Raw genomic sequence first — 2,426 nt, 5'->3', positions numbered from 1 at the left:
TGGCCCGGTGCCGCCCGGCCGTGGCGCCGTCGGCAACGACCGGCAGCTCGGCGGTCACGTCGCCGCCGTGCCGGCGCCGGCGTGCGCCGCCCGACGCCGATGGGGGCAGGACACCGGCCACCATCTGCTCGCGTGCGGCCGCCTCGCTGAGCGACAGCCGCGGAGTGGCTGCGGCGCCGGGGAGCAGCTCGGCGGCACCCGGGACCAGGTCGGGCCCGGTGGTCGGGACCATGGCCGGCACGGGCCGGGCCTCCGGAAGTCGGAGGTCGGCGAGGTCGGTCCAGACCTCCCGGTCGACGCCGGCGACGGCCACGCGCACCCACACCGCGCACCTGCCCCCGCCGTCGTGGCGCCAGCCCAGGATCGACCCCGGCCACCAGCCGTCCTCCACGAACACCTCGACGCTCTGCGACTGCTGCGTGAAGATCGCGGCCCGGCTGCCTGACATCGCTGACACGTCACCGACCGTAGGACGGCGACCGGCCACCGACCGTCAGCGACGCAGGACTACGGGTTGACGAACATCGGTGCGGGATCTTGTCGCTCCGTGACCCCGACTGCCCGCCGACTGCGGCTCACGGCAGCCGGAGGACCTGCCCCGGGACGACGACCGAGGCCTCGAGGTCGTTGAGCTCCTCGATCGCGTCGACGACGACGCGCACGTCCTGGTCGGCGCCGGCGAGCTCCGCGGCGATCGACCACACCGTGTCGCCCGGCTCCACCACGACACCGCTGCCGCCGGCGAGTCGGAGGTCGCTCCCCGGGCCGGCGTCGAGGGCGGTATGGACCAGGACGGCCACGCCCACCGCGACAGCCGCGACCAGGACGATCAACAGGCGGCGCCCGCGCCGGGTCAGCCGCAGGGGCGCCTTTCCTGCGACACAGCCGCCGCGGACCGGAACCGCCGCCACGCCAGGGCGCGGCACCGGACGGCCGGCCGGTCGGACCGGGTCGCGCCGGGTGCGCGGCGCCTCCACTGCCGGCCCGGCGGCGCGCGGCACCGAGGGGGCTGCGCGGTGGGCGACCGGCCGCAGGTGTCCGGCGACCCGCGGACCCGAGCCCGGCAGGCCCGGCCCGTCCGACGACCGCGCCGGGCGGCCGGACCCGGCCGCCCGGCCCGCGACCCCCGACCCGAGCAACGGCCGCCACGGGACCTGCACCGCCGCGTCGAACTCCAGCACGGCCTGCCGCACGCTTGCCATGACGTCTCCTCCCGATCGTCGACACGGATCGAACTGGTGTTCGGTCGAACGTCCGTACGATGTCTACCGCACCGCGCCGACAGGTTCGACCCGACACCGTGCGAGTTTCGAACACACGTTTGAACTCCGCCCGCGGGCGCGCTAGCGTGCAGGCCAGCACCTGTCCGCCGTCGACCGTCCGGCGGCGGCGGACCCCGGCCCGGGTCGGCGCTCCTCGGGAGCTCTCCGGCCGGGTGTCCTCCCGGGCGGGCGCACGACAGAGGGCTGTGACGGCACAGCCGGCGAGGAGGAGACGTGGCGGGCAGGAGCGGGACGTCGGACAGCGGGGTCCGGGGCGGCGGCGGCTCGTCGCGCCGCACGTCCGGGAGCCGGAGCGGCGGCGCGCCGGCGGCCACACCGGAGCCGGCCGCCGCGGCGTCCGTGCGGACCTTTCCCGACCGGGGCGAGGCCGGCGACGGGCTGACCCAGCGCCAGCGGCGGGTCCTGGAGGTCATCCGCGACTCGATCGAGCGGCGTGGCTACCCGCCCTCGGTCCGCGAGATCGGCGAGGCCGTCGGGTTGTCGTCGGCCTCCTCGGTGGCCCATCAGCTCAGCGTGCTGCAGAAGAAGGGCTGGCTGCGTCGCGACCCGAACCGGCCGCGCGCGCTGGACGTCCGCCTGCCCGGTGACGCCTCGGGCGCACCCACGCCCACGGTCACCGCGCCCGTCGCCGCGGAGGAGACCCCCGCACCGACCTACGTCCCCCTCGTCGGCCGGATCGCCGCGGGTGGCCCGGTGCTGGCCGAGCAGGCGGTGGAGGACGTCTTCCCCCTGCCCCGGGAGCTGGTCGGCGAGGGCACGCTGTTCATGCTCAAGGTCGCCGGTGACTCCATGGTCGAGGCGGCCATCTGCGACGGCGACTGGGTCGTGGTCCGCCAGCAGCCGACCGCGGAGAACGGCGAGATCGTCGCGGCGATGATCGACGGCGAGGCGACGGTGAAGACCTACAAGCGGCGCGACGGGCACGTGTGGCTGCTGCCGCACAACCCGGCGTACGAGCCCATCCCGGGTGACGAGGCCACCATCCTCGGCCGCGTCGTCACGGTCCTGCGCCGGGTCTGACCAACCTATGAGGTCGAAGTCAAGTCGGGCTTGGAGCGTTCTTGGGTAAGGGTGATCGGCTCGCCGGTGTCCGGTCGAGCTGATCTTGACGTTGGGGTTGTGTGCGCGTGCGTGTGGGCGGTG

General features: G+C 75.4%; 3 protein-coding genes. 1 reads left to right on the top strand and 2 read right to left on the bottom strand.

Annotation, left to right across the window (positions count from 1 at the left end; all coding sequences use genetic code 11):
• A partial coding sequence (locus tag E4P41_RS21545) for a hypothetical protein (protein WP_135143233.1) occupies positions 1 to 457 on the bottom strand: 457 nt, incomplete at its 3' end.
• A gap of 118 nt (positions 458 to 575) precedes the next feature.
• Positions 576 to 1,202, bottom strand: coding sequence for a LysM peptidoglycan-binding domain-containing protein (locus E4P41_RS21540; protein ID WP_135143232.1), 627 nt, complete (start codon positions 1,200 to 1,202; stop codon positions 576 to 578).
• 420 nt (positions 1,203 to 1,622) lie between these two features.
• On the opposite strand from E4P41_RS21540, the gene lexA reads away from it, so the two are divergent.
• Positions 1,623 to 2,303 carry a transcriptional repressor LexA gene (gene lexA, locus E4P41_RS21535; protein ID WP_209307856.1) on the top strand — a complete coding sequence of 227 codons (681 nt, stop codon included), beginning with the start codon at positions 1,623 to 1,625 and terminating at the stop codon, positions 2,301 to 2,303.
• Positions 2,304 to 2,426: the final 123 nt, after the last annotated feature.

This window comes from Geodermatophilus sp. DF01-2 (assembly GCF_004571065.1).
In the GTDB taxonomy this organism is placed as follows: domain Bacteria; phylum Actinomycetota; class Actinomycetes; order Mycobacteriales; family Geodermatophilaceae; genus Geodermatophilus.
The sequence above is the reverse complement of the archived record's forward strand: the minus strand, read 5'-3'. Positions and strand labels throughout refer to the sequence as shown.

What these genes read in the sequence shown, in the direction of transcription:
- E4P41_RS21540 (WP_135143232.1), bottom strand. Translation starts at nt 1,202, where the DNA reads ATGGCAAGCGTGCGGCAGGCCGTGCTGGAGTTCGACGCGGCGGTGCAG.